24 protein-coding genes and 1 rRNA gene are annotated in these 25,790 nt (G+C 70.6%); 10 read left to right on the forward strand and 15 right to left on the reverse strand.

Going from position 1 to position 25,790, the window contains the following annotated elements; all coding sequences use genetic code 11:
• Positions 1-141 precede the first annotated feature (141 nt).
• Positions 142-258, forward strand: a 5S ribosomal RNA gene (gene rrf, locus ACFWA7_RS16240).
• Positions 259-340: 82 nt separating this feature from the next.
• The gene (locus tag ACFWA7_RS16245) at positions 341-898 is read left to right on the forward strand and encodes a GNAT family N-acetyltransferase (protein WP_385538357.1); all 558 of its coding nucleotides are present in this window, start codon (positions 341-343) and stop codon (positions 896-898) included.
• 31 nt (positions 899-929) lie between these two features.
• Here ACFWA7_RS16245 and ACFWA7_RS16250 read toward each other — a convergent pair whose 3' ends face one another.
• From ACFWA7_RS16250 to ACFWA7_RS16275, 6 genes are all read right to left on the reverse strand, one after another.
• Positions 930-2,576: a type VI secretion protein gene (locus ACFWA7_RS16250; protein WP_385538360.1), complete on the reverse strand. Its 1,647-nt coding sequence runs from the start codon at positions 2,574-2,576 to the stop codon at positions 930-932.
• A gap of 110 nt (positions 2,577-2,686) precedes the next feature.
• Positions 2,687-4,111, reverse strand: a complete 1,425-nt coding sequence (locus tag ACFWA7_RS16255; protein ID WP_385538363.1) for an ATP-binding protein — start codon at positions 4,109-4,111, stop codon at positions 2,687-2,689.
• 24 nt (positions 4,112-4,135) lie between these two features.
• Positions 4,136-5,686, reverse strand: a complete 1,551-nt coding sequence (locus ACFWA7_RS16260) for an SCO6880 family protein (RefSeq protein WP_385538366.1) — start codon at positions 5,684-5,686, stop codon at positions 4,136-4,138.
• Positions 5,683-7,053: a hypothetical protein gene (locus ACFWA7_RS16265; RefSeq protein WP_385823509.1), complete on the reverse strand. Its 1,371-nt coding sequence runs from the start codon at positions 7,051-7,053 to the stop codon at positions 5,683-5,685. Before ACFWA7_RS16265 ends, ACFWA7_RS16260 begins: the two co-directional genes overlap by 4 nt.
• On the reverse strand, positions 7,043-7,888 hold the full coding sequence (locus tag ACFWA7_RS16270) for a hypothetical protein (RefSeq protein WP_385538372.1): 846 nt from the start codon (positions 7,886-7,888) through the stop codon (positions 7,043-7,045). The genes ACFWA7_RS16265 and ACFWA7_RS16270 overlap by 11 nt, the downstream gene beginning before the upstream one ends.
• 207 nt (positions 7,889-8,095) lie before the next feature.
• The gene (locus ACFWA7_RS16275) at positions 8,096-8,404 is read right to left on the reverse strand and encodes a hypothetical protein (protein WP_101389324.1); all 309 of its coding nucleotides are present in this window, start codon (positions 8,402-8,404) and stop codon (positions 8,096-8,098) included.
• 354 nt (positions 8,405-8,758) lie between these two features.
• Here ACFWA7_RS16275 and ACFWA7_RS16280 point away from each other — a divergent pair, with 354 nt between their 5' ends.
• Positions 8,759-9,493, forward strand: coding sequence for a trypsin-like serine peptidase (locus ACFWA7_RS16280; protein ID WP_385823511.1), 735 nt, complete (start codon positions 8,759-8,761; stop codon positions 9,491-9,493).
• 15 nt (positions 9,494-9,508) lie between these two features.
• On the opposite strand, the gene ACFWA7_RS16285 is transcribed toward ACFWA7_RS16280, so the two are convergent.
• The 3 genes from ACFWA7_RS16285 to ACFWA7_RS16295 are packed head-to-tail and all read right to left on the reverse strand — an operon-like array spanning position 9,509 to position 12,475.
• Entirely contained in the window at positions 9,509-10,135 is a 627-nt protein-coding gene (locus tag ACFWA7_RS16285) for a hypothetical protein (RefSeq protein ID WP_385823513.1), read from the reverse strand.
• A complete protein-coding gene (locus tag ACFWA7_RS16290; RefSeq protein WP_385538380.1) occupies positions 10,132-12,027 on the reverse strand; it encodes an alpha/beta hydrolase in 1,896 nt (631 codons plus the stop codon). Before ACFWA7_RS16290 ends, ACFWA7_RS16285 begins: the two co-directional genes overlap by 4 nt.
• A 7-nt stretch (positions 12,028-12,034) precedes the next feature.
• A complete protein-coding gene (locus tag ACFWA7_RS16295; protein WP_385538383.1) occupies positions 12,035-12,475 on the reverse strand; it encodes a hypothetical protein in 441 nt (146 codons plus the stop codon).
• Between the two features lie 206 nt (positions 12,476-12,681).
• Here ACFWA7_RS16295 and ACFWA7_RS16300 point away from each other — a divergent pair, with 206 nt between their 5' ends.
• The 3 genes from ACFWA7_RS16300 to ACFWA7_RS16310 all read left to right on the forward strand — a co-directional run bounded on the left by ACFWA7_RS16300 (position 12,682) and on the right by ACFWA7_RS16310 (position 16,373).
• Positions 12,682-14,379, forward strand: coding sequence for a serine/threonine protein kinase (locus tag ACFWA7_RS16300; protein WP_385823515.1), 1,698 nt, complete (start codon positions 12,682-12,684; stop codon positions 14,377-14,379).
• Positions 14,380-14,415: 36 nt separating this feature from the next.
• Positions 14,416-15,429, forward strand: a complete 1,014-nt coding sequence (locus tag ACFWA7_RS16305) for an NlpC/P60 family protein (protein ID WP_385823517.1) — start codon at positions 14,416-14,418, stop codon at positions 15,427-15,429.
• A 209-nt stretch (positions 15,430-15,638) separates the two neighbouring features.
• Entirely contained in the window at positions 15,639-16,373 is a 735-nt protein-coding gene (locus tag ACFWA7_RS16310) for a phosphatase PAP2 family protein (RefSeq protein ID WP_385538392.1), read from the forward strand.
• Between the two features lie 58 nt (positions 16,374-16,431).
• Here the strand turns inward: ACFWA7_RS16310 and ACFWA7_RS16315 are convergent, their stop codons facing one another.
• A complete protein-coding gene (locus ACFWA7_RS16315; protein ID WP_385538395.1) occupies positions 16,432-18,033 on the reverse strand; it encodes an FAD-binding oxidoreductase in 1,602 nt (533 codons plus the stop codon).
• 99 nt (positions 18,034-18,132) lie between these two features.
• Positions 18,133-18,288, reverse strand: coding sequence for a hypothetical protein (locus ACFWA7_RS16320; RefSeq protein WP_385538398.1), 156 nt, complete (start codon positions 18,286-18,288; stop codon positions 18,133-18,135).
• Positions 18,289-18,399: 111 nt separating this feature from the next.
• Here ACFWA7_RS16320 and ACFWA7_RS16325 point away from each other — a divergent pair, with 111 nt between their 5' ends.
• Together ACFWA7_RS16325 and ACFWA7_RS16330 are read left to right on the forward strand one after the other, a co-directional pair.
• On the forward strand, positions 18,400-19,266 hold the full coding sequence (locus ACFWA7_RS16325) for a hypothetical protein (RefSeq protein WP_385538525.1): 867 nt from the start codon (positions 18,400-18,402) through the stop codon (positions 19,264-19,266).
• A 135-nt stretch (positions 19,267-19,401) separates the two neighbouring features.
• Positions 19,402-19,575: a hypothetical protein gene (locus ACFWA7_RS16330; protein ID WP_385538401.1), complete on the forward strand. Its 174-nt coding sequence runs from the start codon at positions 19,402-19,404 to the stop codon at positions 19,573-19,575.
• 549 nt (positions 19,576-20,124) lie between these two features.
• On the opposite strand, the gene ACFWA7_RS16335 is transcribed toward ACFWA7_RS16330, so the two are convergent.
• Positions 20,125-20,463 carry a metal-sensitive transcriptional regulator gene (locus tag ACFWA7_RS16335; RefSeq protein WP_067155185.1) on the reverse strand — a complete coding sequence of 113 codons (339 nt, stop codon included), beginning with the start codon at positions 20,461-20,463 and terminating at the stop codon, positions 20,125-20,127.
• Between the two features lie 206 nt (positions 20,464-20,669).
• On the opposite strand from ACFWA7_RS16335, the gene ACFWA7_RS16340 reads away from it, so the two are divergent.
• A complete protein-coding gene (locus tag ACFWA7_RS16340; protein WP_385538404.1) occupies positions 20,670-21,290 on the forward strand; it encodes a DUF47 domain-containing protein in 621 nt (206 codons plus the stop codon).
• A 5-nt stretch (positions 21,291-21,295) separates the two neighbouring features.
• Positions 21,296-22,294, forward strand: a complete 999-nt coding sequence (locus tag ACFWA7_RS16345; protein ID WP_385538407.1) for an anion permease — start codon at positions 21,296-21,298, stop codon at positions 22,292-22,294.
• A 495-nt stretch (positions 22,295-22,789) separates the two neighbouring features.
• Here the strand turns inward: ACFWA7_RS16345 and pstB are convergent, their stop codons facing one another.
• From pstB to pstC, 3 genes are all read right to left on the reverse strand, one after another.
• Positions 22,790-23,566 (reverse strand): phosphate ABC transporter ATP-binding protein PstB, encoded by a 777-nt coding sequence (gene pstB / locus ACFWA7_RS16350; RefSeq protein WP_371653888.1) that lies wholly within the window; start codon positions 23,564-23,566, stop codon positions 22,790-22,792.
• Between the two features lie 77 nt (positions 23,567-23,643).
• Complete coding sequence (pstA, locus tag ACFWA7_RS16355; RefSeq protein WP_385538411.1) at positions 23,644-24,720, reverse strand: phosphate ABC transporter permease PstA; 1,077 nt, start codon at positions 24,718-24,720, stop codon at positions 23,644-23,646.
• Positions 24,720-25,715 (reverse strand): phosphate ABC transporter permease subunit PstC, encoded by a 996-nt coding sequence (gene pstC / locus ACFWA7_RS16360; protein WP_385538414.1) that lies wholly within the window; start codon positions 25,713-25,715, stop codon positions 24,720-24,722. The genes pstA and pstC overlap by 1 nt, the downstream gene beginning before the upstream one ends.
• Between the last annotated feature and the right edge of the window lie 75 nt (positions 25,716-25,790).

Here is a 25,790-nt window from a genome sequence, read left to right on the forward strand (position 1 = left end):
CCAGATGTGGAAGCCTCGTAAGGGGTGGAGCTGACTGGTACTAATAGGCCGAGGGCTTGTCCTCAGTTGCTCGCGTCCACTGTGTTAGTTCTGAAATAACGAACGGCTGTGTAAACACCAGCATCGTTAATTTCATAGTGTTTCGGTGGTCATAGCGTTAGGGAAACGCCCGGTTACATTCCGAACCCGGAAGCTAAGCCTTTCAGCGCCGATGGTACTGCAGGGGGGACCCTGTGGGAGAGTAGGACACCGCCGAACAATCATTGCGGGAAGCCCCGCACCATGATCCGTAAGGATTAATGGTGTGGGGCTTTTCTGCGTTTCATGGCAAGATCTCGTCATGGAACACGTGATACGCCCCGTGGGGGCCGATGAATGGCGCAAGGCCAAGGAGCTCCGGATGGCCGGGCTCGCCGACCCGGCCGCCCCTGTTGCCTTCCTTGAGACCACCGAGAAGGCCAACGGCCATCCCGACTCCTTGTGGCAGGAGCGGACCGCCAGCGTGTCCATCGACGGTACCGGCGGCCGCCAGTTCGTGGCCGAGGGCCCCGACGGCACCTGGGCCGGGTCCGTCATTGTCCTGATCGAGCAGGCCGGGAACACGGACTTCTTCGGGCTGGACATCGAAGCCGCCCAGGGACATGTCGTCGGCGTCTTCGTACGTCCCGAGTTCCGGGGCATCGGGCTCACCGAGAGGCTCTTCGAGAGCGCGCTGGAGTGGGCCTGGTCCCTGGAGGAGCCGCGCTTCGAACGCGTACGGCTCTATGTGCACAGCCAGAATGCGCGGGCCGAGGGCTTCTACCGGAAGTTCGGGTTCGCACGGACCGGGAAGACCGTTCCCGCGTCGGCCGGGGAACCGGACGGGCACGAGGTCGAGATGGAGTTCCTCCGCCCGTAGCCCCAGCCGGGGCCGTTGCCGGCCGGGTCCGCTACGGGGCCAGTGTCTCCGTCCAGCGGGCCCGGGCCTGTTCGGCCGAGCGGAGCAGGACCAGGGTCGGCAGGCCCAGGTCCTGGCCGGTCGACAGGAGTTCGGGCAGCCGTGGCAGCGGCGCGACCGCCGCCACGTCGTCCAGGACCAGCGTCATTGGTGGGTCGAGCCGACCGTCGGGTGACCGTTCGGCCATGCGGCGGCCGCGCTCGACCACGTCTGAGGCGAGTGCGGTCAGGAGCGGCATCGCGGCGGGGCGGGACCGCGGATCCTCGATGGCTTCACCCACCACGTAAAGCGTGCCCCCTTCCGCGGCGAATGATTCCAGCGCGAGTGAATCCGCGCGGTTCGGTGTGCAGGCCTCGCGGATGTGGATCGAGGAGAGCGCGTCGAGGGCACGGGCCGTCAGCTGCTGGGCGATCTCCCGGCGTTCGGGGTGCGCGGTCAGCGCCGACTCCAGCAGGCCCGCCGAGCCGCTCATGGCCTTGGGGTGGGTGCGGAGTATGCGTACGGCCTCGTGGGCGCCGGTGCCCTGGGCCCAGCGGTGCATCTGCTTGACGGCCTTGCCGTCCCGGCTGTCCAGCGCGGCCGCGTGCAGCCAGCACCGCAGCAGGGTCTCGGCGGTGTCGGCCATGGCGGCGTCGATACGGGCCTGCGGGCGTACGGGCGCGAGCAGCGCGGTCGCGCGCGCCGCCGCCACGTCCGCGTCCTCGCAGCCGCTCGTGGGCGACCAGTGCAGCCGGGCCGGGGTGTCGCAGAGGTGCCCGGGGTCGTACACGTGCACAGGGCCGAGCTTCGCGCGCGCGTCCTTGGTCTCCGCCCAGAGGGTGGGGTCCGAGGTGATGACGAGCGCGGCGCCCTCGGCGTCCTGGATGGCCTGTACGGCTGTGGGGCGGCGGGTGTCGGGGCCGCCGTAGACGAGCCGGGGCGGGCGGGCCGCGCGCGGCGACGGGAGTCGGCCGGCTCCCGGGTCGTCGGGCTGCCGGCTCGCGGTGCCGGGCGCCGGGGTGAGGGCCATGTCGGCTTCAGCCCCGTCCGTACGTACGGTACGGGCCGCCCCCGTGCCCGCGGCCGGTCTCCACGCGCGCGTGCCCGCAGTATCGGCGCCCCAGTCCGCCGCAGCGGGCGCACCGGCCACCGGGTCTCCGTGCGCCGAAGAACTCGGCCCCGCGTCCATCACCGGCGGCGGCCACGTCCGAGCCTGGTGCGTCGGCGGCGTACCGCGACCCGGCTCGCCGCCCCCGTTCAGGCCCAGCACCGGGTTCCCCGGCATCGCGGCTGCCGCCTTGGCTCTCGCGCGTACGGCTCTCCAGCGCGACCACGTGCCCAGGGCGAAGATGAACAGCACCAGGAGCACGAGCAGTTGGCCGATGAGCAGGCCCCAGAAGAGGCCGTAGCCGGAGAGCTGGGCGGCGGGGGTGTCCGGCCAGGCGGCCGGGAGGTCGTGCGGGGCCTGGATGAGCCGGCGCAGGGCGAGCGGGGTGCGGGTGAACGTCACTGCGTCCGGCCAGGCGCCGTGGCTGAACAGGCCCGCCAGGCCCGTCGCCGTCCAGACCAGGACCGTGAGGCCGAGCAGGAACGCGAGCAGCCCGATCAGCAGGGAGTCGGGGATGCCGCGCTCCTCGCCACGGGAGCGGGACTCCGGCATGTCAGGCAACCTCCGGCGTGTCGGGTCAACTTGCGCGTGTCGGGGAACTTCCGTGGTGGGGGCGGCCGTTGATCCGGCAGGCCCCTTGAGAGGAGGGGCTTGCCGGACCGTCAGGCGACGGTCGACTCGGGGGAGGAGGTGCCGGACATTTGCTGTTCCATCAGCGCTGCCCTGCGCTCGCTCTCCGACTCCAGCTGGCTCTCCAGCTCTTGGGCGAGTACGTCATCGGTCGCCGCCGACTCCGTCATCGCGCGGTCGGTGAAGACCAGCGGCCGTTCCCGCTCGGTGATCAGGTGTTTGACCACCTGGACATTGCCGTTGACGTCCCAGACGGCGATGCCGGGCGTGAGCGTCGGGATGATCTCGACCGCCCAGCGCGGCAGGCCGAGCACCCCGCCCGTCGCCCTCGCCTCGTCCGTCTTCTGGGCGTAGATCGTCCTGGTCGACGCCATCTTCAGGATCGCCGCAGCCTCCCGCGCCGCCGCCCCGTCCACCACGTCCGACAGATGGTGCACCACCGCCACGAAGGACAGACCGAGGCGCCGGCCGAACTTGAGCAGCCGCTGGAAGAGCTGCGCCACGAACGGCGAGTTGATGATGTGCCAGGCCTCCTCCACCAGGAAGATGCGCTTCTTGCGGTCGGGCCGGATCCAGGTGTGCTCCAGCCAGACGCCGACGATCGCCATCAGGATCGGCATCGCGATCGAGTTGCGGTCGATGTGCGAGAGGTCGAAGACGATCAGCGGGGCGTCCAGGTCGATGCCGACCGAGGTCGGTCCGTCGAACATGCCCCGCAGGTCGCCGTCGACCAGCCGGTCCAGGACGAGCGCCACGTCCAGGCCCCAGGCCCGGACGTCGTCTATGTCGACGTTCATGGCGACCGCCGAGGCCGCCTCCGGGTGACGCAGTCGCTCCACGATGTCGGTGAGGACGGGCTGCCGGTCGGTGATGGTCTCGTTGACGTAGGCGTGCGCCACCTTCAGGGCGAAGCCCGACCGCTCGTCCAGGCCGTGCCCCATCGCCACCTCGATGATGGTGCGCAGCAGCGCCAGCTGGCCCGTGGTGGTGATCGCCGGGTCCAGCGGGTTGAGCCGGATGCCGCCGTCGAGGGCGGCCATCGGGTCGAGCCGGATGGGAGTAATCCCCAGCTCGCGCGCGATGAGGTTCCATTCGCCGACGCCGTCCTCGCCCTGGGCGTCGAGCACGACGACCTGCCGGTCGCGGAACCGCAGCTGGCGCAGCACATAGGTCTTCTCAAGGGCCGACTTGCCGTTGCCGGACTCGCCGAGGACCAGCCAGTGCGGTGCGGGCAGCTGCTGGCCGTACAGCTGGAAGGGGTCGTAGATGTATCCCTTGCCGCTGTAGACCTCGCGGCCGATGATCACGCCGGAGTCGCCCAGGCCGGGCGCGGCCGTCGGCAGGTAGACCGCCTGGGCCTGTCCGGTGGAGGTGCGGACGGGCAGCCGGGTCGTCTCCACCTTCCCGAAGAGGAAGGCGGTGAAGGCGTTGGTGAGTGCGGAGAGCGGATCTCGCATGAGCAGGCCCCAATCAGCTCTCGGCTAGCGGCGGATGCCGGTCGCGAACGGCAAGGTGTTGACGAAGGCCCGGTGGTGCTCGCGGTCGCACCACTCCAGCTTCAGGTACGACTTGCCGGCCGAGGCGCGGATGGTGCGCTTGTCCCTCGCCAGGGCCTCGGGGGAGCGCGCCGACACCGTGATGTACCCGACGAGGTTGACACCCGCCGCGCCACTGGCGAGATCTTCACCCCGTTGGTCGAGGCGGCCGTGGGCGGCGATGTCGCGCGGGTCGACGGTCCGGTTCATCTTGGCGGCGCGCGAGGCCTCGGCCTCGTCGTTGGTCTTCTCGGTGAGCATGCGCTCGATGGCGACCTCGGTGGGTTCGAGGTCCATGCAGACCGCGACCGTACGGATGACGTCCGGGGTGTGGACGAGCAGGGGGGCGAGGAAGTTGACGCCCACGGGGGTCATCGGCCACTCCTTCACCCAGGCCGTGGCGTGGCACCAGGGCGCGCGCGTGGACGACTCGCGGGTCTTGGCCTGGAGATAGGTGGGCTCCACCGCGTCCAGCTCGGCGGGCCAGGCGTTGCGCTTGGTCATGGCCTGGATGTGGTCGATGGGGTGGTCCGGGTCGTACATGGAGTGCACCAGCGAGGCGAGCCGCCCCTGGCCGAGCGGCTGGCGCACCCGGATGTCGGCCTCGGCGAGCCGGGCGCAGATGTCGGTGAGCTCGCGGGCCATGACGACGGCGAGCCCGGCGTCCCGGTCGAGCTTGCGGCCGTGCTGGGGGCGGGCGGCGCGGGCCATGGCGTGCGCCTCGGCGGCGAGCTCGCGCGAGTACTGCATACAGGCGACGAGATAGGCGCGGTGCTGCTCGCTGGAGGTGGAGACCATCGACTGGAGCTGCTCGTAGGACTCCTGGAGCCAGCCGGGTGAGCCGTGGTCGCCGCGCTGGGCGACGTCCTTGGCGTGCGCGTCCGGGTCGGCGGGCAGGGTGCGGGCGAGCATCTGGAGGCGGGTGACGAACCCGTCGCCGTTGGCGACGTGCTTGAGCAGCGTGCCGAAGCGGTCGACGAGGGCTTCCTGGTCCTCCGAGTCGCGCAGGCCCACGCCGGGGCCCTCGATCTCGATGGCGGCGGTCACCGTCCGGCGGTCGGCGTGCAGCAGGACGGCGATCTCGTCGGGGCCGAAGGGCGCGGCGAGCCAGCTGATCCGGCCGATGCCGGGCGGCGGGCCGACCTCGACCTCGCGCCCGTCACCGTGCACGCCGGCCTCCATGGCGGAGGAGCGGTAGGTGGTGCCGCGGCGCAGTGAGCGTTTGTAGCTGCGGTTGATCTCGAACCACTTGTAGAACGTGCGGTGTTTGTACGGGAGGTACACCGCGGCGAGCGCCAGCATGGGGAAGCCCATGAGGAGCACGATCCGCAGGGACAGGACGGGGACCAGCAGTCCGGCCATCATGCCGAGGAACGCGCCGCCGATGATCAGCGCGATCTCGCCGGTCTCGCGGTTCTTGCCGACGATGGCCGACGGCCTGGCCCGGCCGATCAGATACGTGCGGCGGGGCGAGACCGGATGGGACTGGGTCGTCAACGCCCTCCACCTCCTGTGCTGTTGTTGCCTTTGTTGCCGGTGTTGCGGCTGCTGTGCGGGGTGCCGCTGGTGGGCCCGGAGCCGCTACGGGGCGGGGGCGCGGCGGAGGGGACAGATCCGCCGCCACCGCCGCCACCGCCGGAGCCCCGGCTGCTGTGGGCGGCCACGCCGCCGGACATCGGGTTGGCGGGCCGGGGCTGGGCGTTGTTGTTGCCCTGGTTGCCGCGGCTGCTGTGGGTCTTGATGCCCTGGGAGACCAGGGCGGCCGGGGAGGAGATCACGGCGGCCGCCTGGGAGCCGTCGGTGGCCTGCTTGCGGTTGGTGCGGGCGGCGGCGATCTCGTCGCCGAAGCCGGGGACGAAGCGGTAGATCATCGCGGAGGCGAAGATGGCCAGCAGGATGATGGCGAGGCCGGAGACGACCGCCTGGAAGGAGTCCGGCCCCTTCCCCGCCGAGAGCGCGCCCGCCAGGCTGAGGACGATCACGATGATGGGTTTCACCAGGATGATCGCGATCATGATCCCGGCCCAGCGGCGGACGTGGCCCCACATGTTCTTGTCGACGAGTCCCGAGTACACGACGACGCCGAGCAGCGCTCCCACGTACAGCAGGAGGGCGCGGATGTAGAGCTCAAGGAAGAGGATGCCGGCGGCGAGGATGGTGACCAGGGAGACGACGATCAGCATGATCGGGCCGCCGCCGATGTCCGTGCCCTTCTTCAGCGCGGCCGAGAACGAACCGAAGAAGACGTCGGTCTGGTCGCCGGTGCCGGCGGCGATGACGTCGGTGACGGCGTCGGTGGCGTTGACGACGGTGTAGAGGATCAGCGGGGTGAACGCGGAGGCGAGCACGGTGAGCCAGAGGAACCCGACGGCCTCGGAGATCGCGGTGGTCAGCGGCACCCCGCGGATCGCCCGTTTGGTGACGGCGAGCAGCCACAGGACGAGCGTGAGGATGGTGGCGGCGGCGAAGACGACGGCGTAGCGGCCGAGGAAGGCGGGGTTGGTGAAGTCCACCTTGGCGGCGGTCTTCACGAACTTGGAGAGCGTGTCGACGACCCAGACGGCGGCGTCGGCGCAGCCGCGGGCGAGGGAGTTGAGGGGGTCTGCGGGGTCGCCGGGGGCGACGGTGCCGCCGCCCCTCTGTGGCGCGCCCGACCCGCTGTCGCAGTAGTCCCGGGCCGGCCCGGAGATCAGCGAGCAGGGGTTGCCGCTCTTGTCCGGAGCCGGTGACGGCGACGTGCCGGGCGCCGTCGGCGTCGGTGTCGGGGCCGCCGCCGCGCGGGCGGCGAACAGGAAGACGGCCGTGTGCAGGGCGGTCACCGACGTGACGAGCGCCCGGATACGGCTGTGAGGGCTACCGGGCATACGTGAACCCTCCGAATTCCTTGACGGCGTTCGCGATCTCCTCGGAGCCGGACACGGTGTTGTCGCCGGTGACCGGCGTCGGGCCCTTCTTCTGCGCGGTCTCCAGGACCTTCCAGTCCGACCCGTTCCAGGCCAGCTTCAGCGTCATCGTGAACCAGTTGGTGGTCACCGGTTTGGTGGACTTCTCCCCGGTGAGGCCGAACAGGCCGATGCACCACACGTCGACGTTCGTGGCCTGCGGCGAGTAGCTCTGCACCTTGGTGCCCGTCGGGACCGTCCGGTTGACGAACGTCGTGCCGACGGGCGCGGCGCCGTCCGCGGTGAGGCCGATCTGCTGGTTGAGGCCGGGCGAGTAGTTGGCGTCGAAGCCCGACTGGAGCGTGTCCTTGCTGGCGGCGTCCGCCACGGTCTCGACGATGTTGTGCCGGTGCGTGGTGTTGAACATGCCGTCGGAGCCCAGCGCCACCGCGTAGTTCGCCGCCGCCGACTGCGCCCCCTGTTCCGTCTGGGGGAAGCCCGTCGCGATACCGGCCGTCCTGCCCTGGACCGGGTTCACGCCGCTCGCCGCCGTCGGCTTCGTGTCGGACTGTTTGGGGTCGTCGGAGGAGCCGTCGCCGCCGTCGCCCCGGTTGGCGAAGGCGATCGCGCCGACGAGGAGGACCACCACGCCGACGACCGTGAGCAGGGAGCGCGAGGCTCGGACGGGGCGGCGGGCGCCGCCGTACACGTCGGCGCCCTCGCCCTCGGGCAGCCGGGTGCGCGTCTGGCGCGTACCGCCGACGGTGCTGTACGCGTCCTCCGTGCGCCTGGAGTCGTGCTCGTCGCCGAGGCTCATGCCGCGTACGCCCCCTCAACCCTTCGCTGGTCCGTCGTGTAGTACGACGGTAGCCGTGCTGGTTCCCGCGCGGGCGCGGTGTGGTGACTCGACATCAGGGAGACGCAACCTCAGCCGGTGGGCACGACGGACGGATGGTGTGGGGGAGGGCCCGGGCGGACCCTTGGGGGGCGAACGCGGCGGGACGGGGCCGGACCTGAGGACGGGTCAGACGGCCATCCCGTACACGATGGTGAACAGCGTGCCGAGCGAGCCGATGATGAAGACTCCGGTCAGCCCGGCCACGATCAGACCCTTGCCCTGCTCCGCGCTGAACGTGTCGCGCAGCGCGGTCGCACCGATCCTCTGCTTGGCGGCGCCCCAGACGGCGATGCCGAGGCACAGCAGGATGGCCACGGCCATCACGACTTCGACCATCACCCGGGCTTCGTTGCCCAGGCTCCCGAACGGCCCCCAGTTGGGCGCGATCCCGCCGATGATCGTGGTGATGTCGCCCTTTTCTGCTGCCAGGTACACGTAACTCACCGCCCCTGTCGGGTAGTTCGATGCCCCTGCCCCATGGCATGGGTCAGGCTCTATCTTCGCTGATGAAACCGTCCGAGTATGTCGACTTGGCGGCTCTCTTTATCCGAAACCGCACAGCTGTACCGGTCGCACCGCCCTGACCTGCGGTGGGCCGGTTCCCTGCGGATTCACGTATGGTCACTCTGTGTATCACGGAGGGTGACTCCGGGCAATGACTGTCGTTGATGCACTCTGGGCCCGTTCGCTTGAGTCGAACTCGCGCCGGGCGCTTCCGGGGGCGCTTCACAGACTCTTCTCAGAAAAGTTCCAGGGTTGCTCTCAGGTCCGCGCGTCACGGTCGGGGCCATGAGACACGTCTCCCAGCTGCGAGCCCTGTCGGCGGTGGCCGTGCTCCTGGTGATCCCCGGGTACGGGGACCGGGAGGCCGGATCGGCCGGTACGACCGTGACGGCGCCCGCCACGGCCGCCAACGCGCGCGTGGGCGCGCTGTTCGACGGGGGTCTGGACGGCGACCACTTCTGTACGGCGTCGGTCGTGCACAGCGAGGGGCACGACGTGATCGTCACGGCCGCGCACTGCCTCGACGACCAGGACGACGCGGTGTTCGTGCCCGGCTACCGGGACGGGCAGGCGCCGTACGGGACGTGGCCGGTCAAGGAGAAGTACGTGGACGACGCCTGGTCGGAGGACGAGAACGAGGACGACGACGTGGCCTTCGCGGTCCTGGGCCCCGGGTCCCTGACCGGGGCCCAGGTCGAGGACGCGGTCGGCGCGGCGCCGCTGGCCACCGACGTCGCGGCGGGCGGCACGGTCACGGTGACCGGCTACGCGGGCGACGCCGACACCCCGCAGACCTGCACCACGCGCGCGACGGCCTACGGCGACACCCAGCAGCGCGTCGAGTGCCCCGACTACCCCGGCGGCACCAGCGGCAGCCCGTGGGCGGCGGCGGACGGGTCCGTGGTGGGCGTCATAGGCGGCTACCAGCAGGGCGGTGACGACCCGGACGTGTCGTACAGCGTGGTGTTCGGGACGACGACGGCGGCGCTCTACCGGCTGGCCGTGGGGGACGACTGCTGAGGCGTCAGCCCACGCCTACTGGTCGCCCGTCCTGTACTCCGGGTCCACGTAACACGGCGAGTCCACCGTGACGAAGAGGCCGTCGCGGCCCGCCTTCTCCCACTTGGAGGCGGCCGGGTCGCGCGAGACGAAGTCCTCCTCCACGGTCACCGTGTGGTGGAGCTTCATGTCCTCCACGTCGAGCTGCATCTGCTGGGCCTTCGAGTTGGCCTTCTCGTAGCGGTAGACCTTCCAGCCCCGCTTGGGCAGCTCCTCGTGCAGCCTTTGGAGCGCGGCCGACAGGACCTCGCGGGAGGGGCCGTACGCCTTCCAGAAGTGCTTGACGCGGTAGCCGTGCTCGACCTTCTCGCAGGGGCTGACGTCCGGCGAGCCGTTGGACGTCTCGTACCGGAGGCCCGAGGCGTCGAAGAGGACGCTGGACTGCCTGCGGATCAGGTCCTTGGCGTCCTTGACGGACATCTTCTGGGGTGTGTAGTCCAGCCCGTCGTCCTGCATGGCGGTGCATCCTGTCGTGGAGATCAGCGCGATCACTGCGGTCAGTGCGAGCGCCGAGGCGGTCAGTGCGGCGGGGCCGCCGCGCCGCCGGGGGCGGCTCTTGTCGGTCGTGGTTCGAGCGTCGGTCGTGGTTCGAGCGTCGGTCATGGTTCGAGCGTCACCTTGTCGTACTTGCCCACCGTGACCCGGGCCTGGTTGAGGAGGCTCTGGGTTCCTTCGTCCCAGTAGCCACTGTGGCCCCGGGAGCCGTCCGTGGCGACGATGTTGGCGCCGAAGTCCGGGTTGCTCGGGGTCAGGGGCTTCACGATGCTCGTGCCGTCGCCGTCGATCCACGAGGGCAGGATGTCGATGTCGAGCTTCTTCGGGGCGTGTCCCCAGCCGCCTATCTCGGGGACGGGGTCGCTGGACAGGAACGGGATGTTGACGCCGCCGTACTTGTCGTCGCCGACGAACGGGATGTGTATGCCCTTCAGGTAGGGCTCGCTGTCGGCGTTGGCCGCCCAGACGTGGCCCTTCTTCACATCCATCTCGGAGGCGTGGCCGACCTGCTCGCCGGGGCTGCCCGCCACGAAGACGTCGTCGACGGGCAGGGTGCCCTGGCGGGCGGCCGAGCCGATGACCGTACTGCCGTAGCTGTGGCCGAGAGCCGTCAGATGGCCCGGCTCGCCCTCGTGGGAGGCGCGCAGGCCGCCGAGGAAGTTGTTGAGGATCGGACCGCCCTCGTTCGCGTACTTGCTCTGGGGCGCGTCCGTGAAGATGCTCTGCGGGGCGTCGTAGCCGAACCAGGTGACCGTGGAGACCTTGCTGCCGTCGGCCATGGCGTCCGAGGCGCGCCAGAGCGTCTCCATCCGCTTGATGTTGCCGTTGATGCCTTCGAGGTTGGTGCCGGTGCCCGGGACGTAGACGGAGGTGTGGGTCGCCGTGTCGGGGTTGCCGTTGGCCACGATGGCGCGGCCGATGCCGTCGGCGTCGAACCCGAGCAGATACGCCTCGGGCAGCGGATGCTCCCCGTTGCGGTCGGCCTCGCCGGTGCGGTCGAAGCGGGCCTGGATCGCGTCCATGCCCTTGAGCTTGTTCTGGAGGCGGTCCTTGTCCTTGTGCCACTGGGAGTAGGCCGGGTTGGTGATGACCTTGGGGTACTCGCCGTTGGGGTTCTGGACGTACTGGGTGGGCTCCGGGCCGAGCTTCTTGATGTCGACCGCGACCTGCGCGCGCGTCTCCGCCAGCACCATCCGGTTCGAGTCGTCCCGGACCGTGGCCGGAACCCCGTCGAGGGCGCCGACGGCCGCCGGGTAGAGGGTCGCGTACTCGTCGCGCTCCTCCTGGCTCAGGCCGTCCCACCACTTCTTGTTGTCCGCGGGCGACTTCCCCTTGGGGATGCCGGACTCCGGCAGGAACTTCGCGTTCTTCTGGACGTCCTTGGTGTCCGCCGCCGCGTCGACCAGCATCTCGTCGGTGACGTCGATGCCCGCCGGGGACTTGAGACGGCGCAGGACGCCCGCGTACCGGCCGTCGATCTCGTTGGCGTCCCGTACGGCCCCGGCGATCCGCTCGGCTATGTCCTCGGCCTGCGCCTTGTTCGGGTCGCCGCCGCCCTCACCCTTGCCGGGCAGGAACGGGACCGGGGCGCCGGGCCTCGCGACGCCGGGGCCCGGGGCGAGCGGGACGGTGATCGCGACGGTGGTGGGGTACTTCACCGACCCGTCCGCCTGGACCGTGAACTTCAGGTTCTCCGCGTCCTCCAGCGCCTGCTTCAGCTTCTTCTGCGGCGCGGCCAGCTCGGTGGCGAGCCCGTCGAGCGCGGTACGGACGAGACCGCACTCGGTGTGCAGGTACTGGTAGTTGCGGCTGAGCCGGCCGAGATCGCCGACCGCGCCCTCGGCGGTCCTGCTCTGCTGCGTCTCGTGGATCTTCGCGCGCATCTCGTTGTCGACGCGGTCCTTGGCGGCGTTGGCCCGGCTGCTGACCTTGCCCCAGCCGTCGGCGGCGTCGCTGAACTCGGACAGCTTCACATCGCGCAGTTGCTGCCAGGTGGGCACGGGCGGGTCACCGCCCCTTCGGCTCGGCCGGGGCGACGGCCTTCACGTCGTTGCCGACCTTCACATCGGTCTCGCCGAACTCCTTGCCGACGCTCTTGAGCACCCCGTCGAGCCGCCCGCACTCGTCACGCACCGCGCCGAGCCGGTCCTTCCAGGACGTACGGATCTCCTCCAGGGCGGCCGTGGCGCCGAAGCCCTCCGTACCGGCGGTGACGCCCTCGGAGGCCGAATCGAGGTCGGCGAGCGCGCCGGCCGTGCCGGTGCGCAGCTCCCCGGCGACCTTGCCGGCCGAGCTCCAGGGGGACTTGCTGAACTGGATGTCGGGGGCGCCGCCGCTGTCTTTGCCGTTGGCAGACGCGAGCCGCATCCCGGCGGCGGGCGGCTCCTGCCCGCCCGACCTGGGCGGAGTGCCCGCGAAGAGCTCTTCCCACTGCGTGCTGAGTGCCATGTGCGCCCGTTCCCCCGTTGCCATGCCTTTTGGTTCTCTTTACTTGCCGACGCAACCTAACAACGATGGGGGAGGGGAGGCGAGCCCTGGGTAGTGCGCAGCCGTGTACGTCAAGTGACCATTTTCAGATGCAGTCAATCAGCCAAGTGATCACAAGTGGGTCAACGGGCGTGAGGCGGCCGAGGGTTGCATGACAGAGTCGTGCGGTGGACGCGCTCAGGCCCCGGGATCCGGCACACATAGGTACGTACGCCCTGCTCGCCCGGCTGGGCGAGGGCGGGATGGGCATGGTCTACCTCGGCCGCTCGCCGGGCGGGCGCCTGGTCGCGCTCAAGGTGATCAAGGACGAGATCACCGACCACCCCGAGGCGCTGGCCCGCTTCCGCCGTGAGGCCGAGACGGTACGGGCGGTGCGCAGCGCGTACACCGCGAACCTGATCGACGCGTCGCTGGCGGCGCCGCCGTACTGGCTCGCCACGGAGTACGTCTCCGGGCCGACCCTCAGCCGGGCCGTCGCCGACCGGGGCCCGTTCCCGCCCGACACCTGCCGCAAGCTGTTCGCGGCGCTGGCGGAGGGGCTCGCGAGCGTGCACGCGTACGGGGTGACGCACCGGGACCTCAAGCCCCAGAACGTCATCCTGGCCCCGCAGGGCCCCCAGCTCATCGACTTCGGCATCGCGCGCGCCGCCACGGACACGGCCCTGACCCAACCGGGCGTCGCCCCCGGCACCCCCGGCTACACGGCCCCGGAAGTCCTCATCCGCAACGAGGTCGCCGACCCGGCGGACGTGTTCGCCCTGGGGGCGACGATCGCGTTCGCGGCTACGGGGAGGGCGCCGTTCGGGACGGGGCCGCTGGACGCGGTGTCGTACCGGGCCGTCCACGAGGCGGTCGACGTGGCGGGCGTCGAGCCCTCGCTGGCCGCGCTGATCCTGGCCTGCGCGGCCAAGGACCCGGGCGAGCGTCCAAGCCCGGCGGAGGTCATCGTGCGGTGCGCGGTGACGTCGGCGCTGTCGGAGGACCCGTACTACCAGGCGCTCGCGGCGGGCCTGACGGAACCGGCCCCGCACGACCTCCCCACGGCGACGGCCGCAGGCCTGATCCCCCCGAACCACGCCACCCCGGCCATCCCCCCGACCCACGCCCCCACCCGCTCCCGCCGCACTCCCTGGCTGGTGACGATCGCGGTGGCGGCGGCGCTGGGGGTGACGGCGGCGGTGTTGGTGCGGGGGTTGCCGGGGGGTGGGGGCGGGGCGGGGGCGGCCTCGGGCTCGCCCGTGCAGCCGGGCACGCCGTCCGGCCGGACCTCGTCGGCCACTCCTGCCGGGTCCGGAGGAGCGGCGCAGCCGCCGCGGTACATCGAGAACAACCGTGTCTCGCGCGACTACTGGACGCTGTCCAAGGACCCCGCCACCGCCTCGCACGGGGTGGGTGAGTGCCACACGATCGGCGGGGAGGGGAACCTGCCCGCCGAGTTCCAGACGGCGGTCGAGGACTCCGACGACCAGATGCTTCCGTACGTCACGAAGAAGGCGAAGATCGTGATGCGGATGAAGTACGCCGAGCTGAAGAACAGCAGGCCCGATCCGTACTACATCTCCGTCGGGGTGAAGCCGCCGCACGAGATCGACCCCGACACGGGCAAGCCGTTCGTGGACCTCAAGATGGAGAACAAGTCCATCGGCTACACCAGCAGGCCGGTGGACATCTACAGCAAGTGGAAGTCCGGCGAGTTCATCGAGCTGACGTATCCGGACGACTTCACGAGCCACTTCGAGGGCAGGACCGAAAACGCCATCCCGGTCGCCAACGACCCCGGGGACTGGACTGCCGTCTTCTACCACGTCAAGGGCAGCCCCACGGACTACGCGAGCATCGCGTGTTCTGGCTTCCGAGTGAAGTAGGCGGTGAACCGGGCCCGGATGGGGGAGGGTTGAGGGGTGCGTAAATTCCTGGTGGCCGGAGGCATCGCGACAGGGGCGGGCGTGGGCTTCGTCGCCCTGCTCGTCGTGGGCACGTACTCGGCGGCGGCCGGGCTGAACTCCGGGCTCGGCGCGGGCAAGTCGGTCGGCCTGGCCAAGGGCGCGGTGCCCGCCCTGTACCAGCCGCTGGTGCAGAAGTGGGGCGATTTGTGCCCCGCCCTCAACCCGGCCATGCTCGCGGCCCAGTTGTACCAGGAGAGCGGCTGGGACCCGACGGCCAAGAGCCCGGCCGACGCGCGCGGCATCGCCCAGTTCATCCCCGGCACCTGGGCCGCACACGGCATCGACGGCAACGGCGACGGCAAGAAGAACATCTGGGACCCGGCCGACGCGATCCCGTCCGCCGCCTCGTACGACTGCGAACTGGCCGGATACGTCAAGAACGTGCCGGGGGATCAGAGCAGCAACATGCTCGCCGCGTACAACGCGGGGTCGTACGCCGTCATCAAGTACGGGGGCGTTCCGCCGTACAAGGAGACCCAGGGCTACGTCAGAACCATCCGCACCCTCGAAAAAAGCTTCGCCCGCCCCACCACCCGCGTCCAGCCCTCCCAGCAGGCCGCCGGAGCCATCTACTACGCGCAACAGAAGCTCGGGACGCCGTATCTCTGGGGCGGGGAGGGGACCGCCGAGCAAGGGGGGCGGTTCGACTGTTCGGGGCTTACGCAGGCCGCCTACGGGAGCATCGGGATCCAGCTGCCGCGCGTCGCCAACGACCAGTACAACGCCGGCCCGCACCCCTCCCGCGGCGAGCTCCTCCCCGGTGACCTCGTCTTCTTCTCCGACGACCTCACCAACTCCCGCGCCATCCACCACGTCGGCCTCTACGTCGGCGGCGGCTACATGATCAACGCGCCCTACACCGGCGCCGTCATCCGCTTCGACAAGATCGACGCGCCGGACTACTTCGGTGCGACCCGGGTCACCAAGGACGGCGCCGCCGCGTTGCCGACGTTCAAACCGGGTACGTGACCGGCGGTACGGAGTGGCCGGATCTCGTCGGCACTCTCCGTCAGGCCGTGGCCGTGAGCTGCGACGATGAGTCTCTCTTCGGTAACGTCGTAGTGATCATTCCGTGGAGAGTGGAACGCGAGGGCCGTTCAGGCCGTTCAGTGGACAGTGACCGCAGGAGTACTGACCACGGGGGTTGGTAGCTACACGCACAGGCAAGGGGCCTCGGCATGGCTGGACTCGCGCTGGACGGGTCGAACCCGGACGTCAGCCTGCTCTACGACATCAACGGACTCGCCGCTTCCGCCCCCACATGGTTCGACCGCGTCATGGAGTTCGTCGGCGAGTACGGCATCCTGCTCGCCCTCGTCCTCGTCGTGCTCTGGTGCTGGTCGAGCCTGCGGCGCAGCGAGGACCGCGAGAGCGCCCTCGCCTCCCTCGCGGCCCTCGTCTGGGCGCCGCTCGGCGCCGGGATCGCGCTGCTCGTCAACATCCCCATCAGGGGATTCGTTGAGCGGCCCCGGCCCTTCGTCTCCCACAAGGGGCTCGACGTCCTGGTGGACGGCAAGACGGACTACTCGTTCGTGAGCGACCACGCCACGATGGCGATGGCGATCGGGGCCGGACTATTCGTCGCGCACCGCAAGTTCGGGCTCCTCGCCCTCGGGCTCGCGCTCGCCGAGGGCTTCTGCCGGGTCTACATGGGCGTGCACTACCCGACCGACGTGGTCGGTGGCTTCGCCCTGGGCACCGCCGTCACGCTGCTGCTCGCGCCGCTCGCCCTGATGCTGCTGACCCCGCTGGTGTCGACGGTGGCCCGGTCGCCACGGCTGGGCCGTCTCGTACGGTCGCGGCGCGCCGGCCAGTCCTCGCTGCGGCTCGCCGTGGACCTGCCCGAGCAGCGGTCGGGAGCGGGGACGACGGGGACGGGTGCGGGGCCGGGAGAGAACGACCTGGCGGCGTAAGGCGGTTCGCCCTCGCCACCGTGCCCCTTCGGTTCGCCCTCGCCACCATGCCCTCTCTTTACAGCGCTTGGGGAAAGTCGAACACGCGCGTCGGGTCGTAGCGGCGCTTGAGCTCGGCGAGCCGGGGCGCGGCGGCGCCGTAGTACGCCGTGCGCCAGTCCGTCAGTTCCGGGTCGGCGTAGTTCTGGTAGGCGGCCCCGTTGGCGTACCGGCTCAGCGCGTCATGGGTGGTATTCAGCCATGCCCGCTGGACCGTTCCCGGGGTGCCCGGGCGCCAGGAGGCGATGTACTGGGCGAGCACCCGCGAGCGGCGGTGCACGAACGCCGTCGCCGTCGGTGACACGCGGTTCAGCGCCCCGCCGAGCGCCGTGAGCGCCATGCTGCCCGCCCCGCCGCCCTGCCCCACCGGCACGCTCCCGAAGGCCTCGGTCCTGGCGAGCAGGGCCCGTACCCCGGCGGCGGGGATCGCCCGGTCGAAGAACGCGGACCGGGCGGCGTACGTCTCGCGCTGGAGGGCGCCCTGCGGGGTGCGGCCGGGGGTGGCGCCCGCGAGATGGCACTGCGCCTCGGAGAGGGCCGCGCACCCGGCGTACGCGAGCATCGCGTCGGTGTAGCCGTGGCGGCGCAGCGAGACGGAGGCGGCGGGGGCGCCGACGCGGTCGGCGAGGCGGTCCACGGCGTTCTGGAGGTCGCCGTAGGAGCCCAGCGAGAACGCGGAGACGTCGACCGTGGGGGCCGCCCCCGCCCTCGCGCCGCCCGCGGCCGCCGCGAGATGGGCGGCGGACCAGATCTCGTCGGGCTGGTCGGGGCCCCACTCCTGCCAGGCCTCGATCACCGCCCGCGCCTTCGCCCAGGGCCAGGTCAGATACGCGGTGACGGCCTGCGGGGCGTCGTGTGTACGGAAGGTGAGCTCGGTGACCACGCCGAAGTTGCCGTTGCCCGCGCCGCGCAGGGCCCAGAAGAGGTCGCTCTCGCGGTCGGCGTCGGCGGTGAGCCGCTTGCCGTCGGCGGTGATCAGGGTCGTGGAGGTGAGGCTGTCGCAGGTCGCCCCGTACGCGCGCGTGGCGACTCCGTGGCCGCCGCCGAGGGTGAGCCCGGTGATGCCGACGGTGGGGCAGGAGCCGCCGGGGATCGTACGGCCGGTCCTGCCCAGGGCGAGGTAGACGTCGAGCAGCCGGGCGCCCGCGCCGATCGTGGCGGTGGCGCCGTCGGCCCGGACGCGGTTCAGCTTCGACACGTCGAGGACGAGACGGCCGGTGCCGGAGGACCACCCGGCATACGAGTGGCCGCCGTTGCGCAGGGCGACGGGAGTGCGGTGGGCGCGGGCGAACGCCAGGCACTCCTGGACGTCAAAGTCGTTCGCCACGTACGCGACGGCCGCCGGCTTCAGGCTGTCGAAGCGGGTGTTGTAGAGCTGGCGCGCGGTCGGGTACGCGGCGTCGCCGGGCCGGACGAGGGACCCGGCGAGCGAGCGTGCGAGGGCGGTCCAGGCGGCAGGGGAGGCGCTGGCGGAGGGCCGCCCGGTGCCGCCGGTGGCTGTGGGCGGCCCGGGGGAGTTCGAGGGCTGCTCGCGGGAGGCGCCGGAGGTGCAGGCGGACGCCGTGACGGCGGCGAGGGCGGCGCCCGCGGCCCCCGCGGCGAGGAGGGAACGCCGGTCCATGCGGGGAGGTCTTCCCGGACGGCCAGGTTCCGAACCGTCCCCGTTCTTCGAACGGGACAGGACCAGGCCCCGGTCGGCCCCGGTCGGTCCTGGTCGGCCCTAGGCCGCCGACTCGTGCTGCTCCGCGTCCGTTCTCGCCCTGTCGCGGGAGCGGCGGGCGGGGCCGGTCCAGCCGCAGGTGCAGTGGGCGTGGGCGAAGCTGCCGCGTTCCGTCGTCGTGGTGCGGTGCTCAGGGGCCGAGGCTTGGTGGGGCACCGGGCCACGGTACCCAGGGCCGGGCGCGGGCGTGACCGGGGTGGGGACGCGGTCGTTAAGCGGGGTGGGTGGTGTGGCGGGTCGTGGACAGCGGTTGGGGGTTTGACGGCGATGACGGTGCGGCGGCAGAGGCGTGGTGGCGCGGGCTTCGCCGGTGCCGTCGTGACCGGCGTGACGGTGGCCGCGGTGACCGCCGCGGGCGTGCTCGTCGCCGGGTGCGGGGCCGACGGCTCCCCGGGCTCCGCCGGTCCTGACGGGCAGACGGCCGCGCCGGGCCAGGTGTTGGCGCGGGCCGTCGACGCCCTGGTGACGGCCCGCAGCTCCAAGACCAGCACCTCCATGGAGATGGCCGTGGGCGGGACGCGCGTGACGATCCGGGGCGAAGGGGTCTACGACTTCACGCGCCGCATGGGCCGGTTGAAGGTCGTACTGCCCGCGGACGCGGCGGGCGCGCAGGCGCACCGGCCGATCACCGAACTGCTCGCGCCCGGCGCGCTGTACATGAAGAACCGGGGCGCGGGCGTCCCCGCCGACAAATGGGTCCGGGTCGACACGGCGACGCTGCCCGACGGCAACCTGGTCACCGGCGGGGTCACCGACCCGATGGTCGCGGCCGAACTGCTGCGCGGGGCGGGCGCGGTGAGGTTCATGGGCGAGGAGGACCTGGCGGGCGTCCGGGTCCGGCACTACCGGGGCACCGCCGACATCCCCCGCGCGGCGGGCGCGGCCGGGCCGCACGCGCGCGGATCGCTGGCGGCGGCGGCGAAAGGGTTCGGCAGGTCGAAGGGCGCGGTGCCGTTCGACGCGTACTTCGACGCGCAGGGGCTGCTGCGCAAGCTGCGCCAGCAGTTCAGTTACGTCAACGGAGGGCGTACGGTCGCGGTCGCCTCGACCACGCTGCTGTACGGATTCGGGGTGCCCGCGGCCGTACGGCTGCCGGCGGCTCGGGACATCTACGCCGGAAAGATCGAGTCATAGGGGTTCGGGGGGCGTTCGGGAATTCAGTCATGGGCGGTGGCGGAAATGGTCCGTCCGTGCCATGCGCGGTGTGTGTCCTCCTCCCTACGCTAGGAAGCCGACGACGGCAGAAAGAGGGGTAGAGGGGTGAGGTGCGTGGCCGGGCTTCGCAGCACAACCGTCCAGGACCACGTGGCCCTCGTCGAGATCGAGCTGTGCGGTGAGTTGATGATCGCCGCGTCGGCCGCGGACGGGGAGCGGCTCAGTCCGGACCTGATCGACGAGGTACTCAAGGTCGAGCCGGAGGGGCGTGTGGGGGGCGGGGGCTGAATCAGGCCAACGGGGCGGGCGGTGCGTGACGGGCTGCCACTTCTCGGCCAGGCGGCCGGGGTGGTTCGCTGACGTGGTGGGCCTGCGTGTCGGGCCCCCTCCGCCGGTGGCCCCGGCATGCCGCCGTCTGTCCTCCGCCCGTTGGCGTCTGACGGCTGCCCTACCCGTTGTGGGCAGGCGTTCCGCAGGGCGATGGGGGTCCTCCCTGCTCCAGCGAAGCCGAGAGCTTGGGGGAGGGTGGGGACAACGGACCGCCGGGCCGCACGGGCATCTCGGCCTGGCGGACGGCGGGGCCGGGGTCAAAGCGGGGTGCGCGGCCCGGCGGGACGGGGGCGCCGCTGGGCCCACCCTCCCCCAAGCCCCTAAGGAGCAGGGGCGGGACGGGGGCGCCGCTGGGCCCACCCTCCCCCAAGCCCCAAAGGAAGCAGGGGGACCCCAGCCCCAGCGGCACGCATGCCCACAGCGGCGGCGGAGGGGGGTTGCGTACAGCGGCGGCGGGGCGGCCGGCGGGCTGCCGGGCGGTGCCCGGCGCGGCGCAGCCCCAGCCCCCTACGTGCGCAGCAGGCGCGCGATCGCCTTCGTCGCCTCTTCCACCTTCGCGTCGATCTCCCCGCCCCCCTTCACCGCCGCGTCCGCCACGCAGTGGCGCAGGTGTTCTTCCAGGAGCTGGAGGGCGAAGGACTGGAGGGCCTTGGTGGACGCGGAGACCTGGGTGAGTATGTCGATGCAGTAGACGTCCTCGTCCACCAGGCGCTGGAGCCCGCGGATCTGGCCCTCGATGCGGCGCAGCCGCTTGAGGTGCTCGTCCTTCTGCTTGTGGTAGCCGTGCACCGTGTGCGGCTGGTCCGTGAGGACGGTGTCCGGCTCGGCGGGCTCGGTGGTCGTCATCGCGTCCTCCCGTTGTGCGAAGAGGGGGTGGATACCCCTCGTGGGTATAGGGTAACGAACCCTGCGAAAGCGGGCTCGGAAACGGGCTGGGGGCCCGTGCTGATCACTGTGCCTGATGGGCGACACTGAAGTACGCCGGTTAGCCGTGGCCGGATGATGCGCCTAGCATCAGCCTGACCGAATCCAGAGCACCCCGAGGACCCCACGTGCGCTTTCGTCTGACCCCCAGGGAGACGAGCTTCTACGACATGTTCTCCGCATCCGCGGACAACATCGTCACGGGCTCGAAGCTCCTCATGGAACTGCTCGGAGCGGACTCCGCGTCCCGGGCCGAGATCGCGGAGCGCATGAGGGCAGCGGAGCACGCGGGGGACGATGCCACCCACGCGATCTTCCACCAGCTGAACTCCTCCTTCATCACGCCGTTCGACCGCGAGGACATCTACAAGCTCGCCTCCTGCCTCGACGACATCATGGACTTCATGGAGGAGGCCGTCGACCTCGTCGTCCTCTACAACGTCGAGGAACTGCCCAAGGGTGTCGAGCAGCAGATCGAGGTGCTGGCCCGGGCGGCCGAGCTGACCGCCGAGGCCATGCCGAACCTGCGGACGATGTCCAACCTCACCGAGTACTGGATCGAGGTCAACCGTCTGGAGAACCAGGCCGACCAGATCCACCGCAAGCTGCTCGCCCATCTCTTCAACGGCAAGTACGACGCCATTGAAGTGCTCAAGCTCAAGCAGATCGTGGACGTACTCGAAGAGGCGGCCGACGCCTTCGAGCACGTGGCGAACACGGTGGAGACCATCGCCGTCAAGGAGTCCTGAGCTTCGTGGACACCTTTGCCCTGGTCGTGACCATCGCGGTCGCGCTCGGATTCACGTACACGAACGGGTTCCACGACTCGGCCAACGCCATCGCCACCTCCGTCTCGACGCGGGCGCTGACCCCGCGCGCGGCGCTGGCGATGGCCGCTGTGATGAACCTGGCCGGTGCCTTCCTCGGCAGTGGCGTCGCCAAGACCGTCAGTGAAGGGCTGATCGCCACCCCCGAGGGCAACAAGGGGATGGGGATCCTGTTCGCCGCGCTGGTCGGGGCGATCATCTGGAACCTGGTGACCTGGTACTTCGGGCTGCCGTCCTCGTCCTCGCACGCGCTGTTCGGCGGCATGGTCGGCGCGGCGCTCGCGGGCGGCACGACGGTCCACTGGAACGGTGTGCTCGACAAGGTCGTCATCCCGATGTTCATCTCGCCCGTGGTCGGCCTCGTCGTCGGCTATCTGGTGATGTGCGCGATCCTGTGGATGTTCCGCAAGGCCAACCCGCACAAGGCGAAGCGCGGCTTCCGTATCGCCCAGACCGTCTCGGCGGCCGGCATGGCGCTCGGCCACGGCCTCCAGGACGCGCAGAAGACGATGGGCATCGTGGTGATGGCCCTGGTCATCGCCGATGTGCAGTCCGCGGGCGACGAGATCCCGATCTGGGTGAAGATCGCGTGCGCGGCGATGCTGTCGCTCGGTACGTACGCGGGTGGGTGGCGCATCATGCGGACGCTCGGGCGCAAGATCATCGAGCTGGATCCGCCGCAGGGGTTCGCGGCGGAGACCACTGGCGCGTCGATCATGTTCGGCTCGGCGTTCCTGTTCCACGCGCCGATCTCCACGACGCATGTGATCACTTCGGCGATCATGGGTGTGGGGGCGACCAAGCGGGTCAACGCTGTGCGTTGGGGTGTCGCGAAGAACATCATCCTGGGGTGGTTCATCACGATGCCGGCGGCTGCGATTGTCGCGGCGGCGAGCTATTTCGTGGTGCGGGTCTTCTTCGGCTGAGCCGTTCTCGGGGGCTCGGGGCTCGGGGCTTTGGCCCCGGGCCCCTTTTTTCGTCCCCGGGCCGTCCGTGGGTTCTGGTCGCGCGGGGCCCTCCGGGGTGGGTGTGGGATTCCTCTGCGGGCCGGTGGGGGCTGGTCGCGCAGTTCCCCGCGCCCCTGGTAACCCGGGCGGCTCGGAGCCGAATGTGCTGCGCAGCCCCGCGCCCCGGGGGATCCGGGGCGGAAAGTGCTGCGCAGCCCCCGCGCCCCTGGGTGACCCGGGCGGCTCGGGGCCGAATGTGCTGCCCAGCCCCCGCCCCTGGGCACCCCGGGGGATCCGGGGCGAAAGTGCTGTCCAGCCCCCGCCCCTGGGTGACCCGGGTGGCTCGGGGCCGAAAGTGCTGGGTGATTCGCCGGGTGACCCTCAGACGTAAAGCGGGCCCGCCCCCTGACACCAGGAGGCGGGCCCTTCGTCTTGCGGTGGCACCGCCATGCAGCACCGCAGACGGCTGGGGGTCTATCCGAAGCGGCCCGAGATGTAGTCCTCGGTCGCCTGGACGGACGGGTTGGAGAAGATCCGCGCGGTCTCGTCGATCTCGACGAGGCGGCCGGGCTGGCCGACTGCCGCCAGGTTGAAGAAGGCCGTACGGTCCGAGACGCGCGCCGCCTGCTGCATGTTGTGCGTCACGATGACGATCGTGAAGCGCTCCTTCAGCTCGCCGATCAGGTCCTCGATGGCGAGGGTGGAGATCGGGTCGAGCGCGGAGCACGGCTCGTCCATCAGCAGGACGTCCGGCTCGACCGCGATCGCGCGGGCGATGCACAGACGCTGCTGCTGGCCGCCGGACAGGCCCGAGCCGGGCTTGTTCAGGCGGTCCTTGACCTCGTTCCAGAGGTTCGCGCCCTTGAGGGACTTCTCGACGACGTCCGCCAGCTGGTTCTTCTTGTACGAGCCGTTCAGCCGCAGCCCGGCCGCCACGTTGTCGAAGATCGACATGGTGGGGAACGGGTTCGGGCGCTGGAAGACCATGCCCACCGTACGGCGCACGGCGACCGGGTCGACGTCCTTGCCGTACAGGTTCTCGTCGTCCAGGAGCACCTTGCCCTCGACGCGGCCACCGGGGGTGACCTCGTGCATCCGGTTCAGGGTGCGCAGGAACGTGGACTTGCCGCAGCCGGACGGGCCGATGAAGGCGGTCACGGAGCGGGGCTCCACGGTCATCGAGATGTCCTCGATCGCCTTGTGGGAGCCGTAGTACGCGGTCAGGCCGCTGACGTCGATTCGCTTGGCCATGGGGATCACTGCTTCTTTCGAGCGTGCGAGAAAGGGTCGCTGAGGGGCCCCGCGCGGCGGAGCCGCAAGATGTCGCCTTAGCGACCGGTCTTGGGGGCCTTCCAGCGGGCGATGCCGCGGGCCACCAGATTGAGGATCATGACGAAGGCGATCAGTACCAGGGCCGCGGCCCAGCCGCGGTCGTACGACGCGTCGCTGCCGACCCGGTACTGCTCCCAGATGTAGAAGGGGAGCGAGGACTGGGCGCCGTCGAAGGGGTTGGTGTTGATCAGCTGGCTGCCGAAGACGAGCAGCATGATCGGGGCGGTCTCACCGGCGATACGGGCGATGGCGAGCATGACGCCGGTGGTGATGCCGCCGATCGCGGTCGGCAGGACCACCTTCAGGATCGTGCGCCACTTCGGCACGCCGAGGGCGAGGGAGGCCTCGCGCAGCTCGTTCGGGACGAGCTTGAGCATCTCCTCGGTGGAGCGGACCACGACCGGCACCATCAGGATCGACAGCGCCAGCGAGCCCATGAAGCCGGACGGCTTGAGCTCGAACATCAGCATCAGGGTCAGGATGAACAGGCCCGCGACGATCGACGGGATGCCCGTCATGACGTCGACGAAGAAGGTCACGGCCTTGGCGAGCGCGCCCTTGCCGTACTCCACCAGGTAGACCGCGGTCAGCAGGCCGAGCGGGGCGGAGATCAGGGTGGCGATGCCGACCTGCTCCAGGGTGCCGATCAGCGCGTGGTAGACGCCGCCGCCGGGCTCGAAGCCGGTGACACCGTTCATCGAGTGCGAGAGGAAGTCCCCGCTCAGGGCCTTGCTGCCGCGCTTGATCGTCGTCCACAGCAGGGAGACCAGCGGGACGAGGGCGAGGATGAAGCACACCCAGACGAGGCTGGTGGCGACGCGGTCCTTGGCCTGGCGCTTGTTCTCGACGACCGAGGTGACCACGTACGAGATGAGGACGAACAGGATCGCGGACAGCAGGCCCCACTGGACCTTGCTGTGGAGGTCCGCGACGAGTCCGATGCCGCAGCCGAGCGCGAGGCCGGCGGCGCCGAAGGCGGCCCCGGCCCAGCGGGGCAGGCCCGGGCGGCTCAGGCTGTCCTTGCGCGGCGCGGACGGGGCGGGGCGGGTGTCCTTGACTGTTGCGTTCGACATCAGGCGTTCGCCCCCGAGTACTCCTTGCGGCGCGCGATGATCAGGCGGGCCGCGCCGTTGACCAGCAGGGTGAGGACGAAGAGCACCAGGCCGGAGGCGATCAGGGCGTCCCGGCCGAGCTGGTTGGCCTCGTCGAACTTCGCCGCGATGTTCTGGGCGAAGGTGCCGCCACCCGGGTTGAGGAGGTGGAGGGAGATCAGATAGCTGGGGGAGAGGACCGTGGCGACGGCCATCGTCTCGCCGAGCGCGCGCCCGAGGCCGAGCATCGAGGCGGAGATGATGCCGGAGCGGCCGAAGGGCAGCACCGACATCCGGATGACCTCCCAGCGGGTGGCGCCCAGCGCCAGCGCGGCTTCTTCGTTCATCCGCGGGACCTGGAGGAAGACTTCGCGGCTCACGCTGGTCACGATCGGCAGGATCATGATCGCGAGCAGGATGCCGACGGTGAAGAGCGAGCGGGCGACGCCGACCTCGGTCTTCTCGAAGACGTACGTCCAGCCCAGGTACTCGTCGAGCCAGGAGTTCAGGCCTGCGAGATGGGGCACGAGGACGAGGGCGCCCCAGATGCCGTAGATGATCGACGGGACCGCGGCGAGCAGGTCGACGACGTAGGCGAGGGGGGAGGCCAGCTTGCGCGGCGCGTAGTGCGAGATGAACAGCGCGACGCCGACAGCGATCGGAACCGCGATGACCATCGCGATGATCGAGCTGACGACCGTGCCGAAGAGCAGGACGGCGATGCCGAAGACCGGCTTCTGCGCGGCGGGGTCCCAGTCGAAGGTGGTGAGGAAGTTGCCCTCGTCCTTCGAGATGGCGATCCCGGCGCGGATGCTCAGGAAGACGGCGATCGACGCCATCAGGACGAGCAGGAAGATGCCGGATCCCCGGGAGAGGCCGAGGAAGACCTTGTCGCCCGCGCGGCCGGTGGGCTTACGGCGCAGGGCGGGGGCCGGAGCCGCCGGTGGCGGCGGGGGGTTCGTGGTTATGGAAGCCATTGATCTTTCCGGTCTGTGGGCGGGGACGGCAGGTGTCCCCTGGCGGCGGTGCACCGGATGGTGGGGGCGGGGGCC

The organism is Streptomyces sp. NPDC059994, assembly GCF_042737755.1.
Taxonomy (GTDB): domain Bacteria; phylum Actinomycetota; class Actinomycetes; order Streptomycetales; family Streptomycetaceae; genus Streptomyces.

Coding starts and splice junctions, on each gene's coding strand:
- ACFWA7_RS16245 (WP_385538357.1), top strand. CDS start 341: ATGGAACACGTGATACGCCCCGTGGGGGCCGATGAATGGCGCAAGGCC.
- ACFWA7_RS16250 (WP_385538360.1), bottom strand. CDS start 2,576: ATGCCGGAGTCCCGCTCCCGTGGCGAGGAGCGCGGCATCCCCGACTCC.
- ACFWA7_RS16255 (WP_385538363.1), bottom strand. CDS start 4,111: ATGCGAGATCCGCTCTCCGCACTCACCAACGCCTTCACCGCCTTCCTC.
- ACFWA7_RS16265 (WP_385823509.1), bottom strand. CDS start 7,053: ATGCCCGGTAGCCCTCACAGCCGTATCCGGGCGCTCGTCACGTCGGTG.
- ACFWA7_RS16270 (WP_385538372.1), bottom strand. CDS start 7,888: ATGAGCCTCGGCGACGAGCACGACTCCAGGCGCACGGAGGACGCGTAC.
- ACFWA7_RS16280 (WP_385823511.1), top strand. CDS start 8,759: ATGAGACACGTCTCCCAGCTGCGAGCCCTGTCGGCGGTGGCCGTGCTC.
- ACFWA7_RS16285 (WP_385823513.1), bottom strand. CDS start 10,135: ATGACCGACGCTCGAACCACGACCGACGCTCGAACCACGACCGACAAG.
- ACFWA7_RS16295 (WP_385538383.1), bottom strand. CDS start 12,475: ATGGCACTCAGCACGCAGTGGGAAGAGCTCTTCGCGGGCACTCCGCCC.
- ACFWA7_RS16310 (WP_385538392.1), top strand. CDS start 15,639: ATGGCTGGACTCGCGCTGGACGGGTCGAACCCGGACGTCAGCCTGCTC.
- ACFWA7_RS16315 (WP_385538395.1), bottom strand. CDS start 18,033: ATGGACCGGCGTTCCCTCCTCGCCGCGGGGGCCGCGGGCGCCGCCCTC.
- ACFWA7_RS16325 (WP_385538525.1), top strand. CDS start 18,400: ATGACGGTGCGGCGGCAGAGGCGTGGTGGCGCGGGCTTCGCCGGTGCC.
- ACFWA7_RS16335 (WP_067155185.1), bottom strand. CDS start 20,463: ATGACGACCACCGAGCCCGCCGAGCCGGACACCGTCCTCACGGACCAG.
- pstB (WP_371653888.1), bottom strand. CDS start 23,566: ATGGCCAAGCGAATCGACGTCAGCGGCCTGACCGCGTACTACGGCTCC.
- pstA (WP_385538411.1), bottom strand. CDS start 24,720: ATGTCGAACGCAACAGTCAAGGACACCCGCCCCGCCCCGTCCGCGCCG.
- pstC (WP_385538414.1), bottom strand. CDS start 25,715: ATGGCTTCCATAACCACGAACCCCCCGCCGCCACCGGCGGCTCCGGCC.